The sequence below is a fragment of the Streptomyces sp. SID486 genome, from assembly GCF_009865385.1.
GTDB lineage: Bacteria > Actinomycetota > Actinomycetes > Streptomycetales > Streptomycetaceae > Streptomyces.
In genome coordinates this window covers 1-779 of sequence record NZ_WWJT01000557.1, presented here as the reverse complement: position 1 = coordinate 779, position 779 = coordinate 1, and the positions used below count along the sequence as shown (strand labels likewise).

Below are 779 nucleotides of genomic sequence, written 5' to 3'. Positions count from 1 at the left end.
CGGCGCGTCCGGCGGGCACCGGGGGCGCGGCCACGCCGGACGGCCAGCGCCGCCGCCCGGCGGGGCCGCTGCTCGCCCAGGGCGGCCTGCTGTCCGGGCCGGCCCCGGTGGCCCCGACGACCCTGTCCGCGCCGCTGCTGCCCGGGCTCCCCCCGGCCCGCACCGAGGAGGTGCGCGGTCTGACCGCGCCGGTGTTCGCGGGAGCGGCCGCCATCTCCCCGCTGATACGCCCGCTCGACGACACCGTGGCCCTCCCGCGCACCGACCGGCCCGCACCCCCCGCGGCCACCGCCGGCTCCGAGCTGCTGTCCGCCCCCGTCCCCGACCCCGGCCCCGCTCCCTCCATGCCCCGGCGGTCGCCCTGACCGGCCACTGCGTCGGTGACCGCGGACCTGGTTGAATCCTCTGAGGCCGTGCCCGCGGCGACGACCCGGGGCGGTGGACGACGTCCCGTGACCGCGCCGGCGCGCGGTCACGGCTCAGCCGTGGGGAGAGCATGAACGAGGGGAACCCTGTCCCGCCGGTGGGAGAGCCGGAAGGACCGGAGGAAGCGGCGGGGGCGCCACCGGCAGACCGGCCCGGGCCGGCCGTACCGGAAACCACCGCACCCGACGGCGACTTCGAACTGGCCAGACCGGCACCGACACCCCCGGCACCGGCGCCCCCGGCAGCGGACGGCACCGGTGACCCGGCGGGGACCGGGCGGACCATCGAGGCGGACGGCTCCGGTGATCCGGCGGGGACCGGGCGGACCATCGAGGTGGCGGGCACCGGTGATC

The 779-nt window shown here is 79.7% G+C and carries 2 pseudogenes; both read left to right on the top strand.

The window, feature by feature from the left end:
• Positions 1–365, top strand: a pseudogene (locus tag GT045_RS25650) (zf-HC2 domain-containing protein); the annotation flags it as partial.
• Between the two features lie 131 nt (positions 366–496).
• Positions 497–779 (top strand): annotated as a pseudogene (locus GT045_RS40000) (hypothetical protein); the annotation flags it as partial.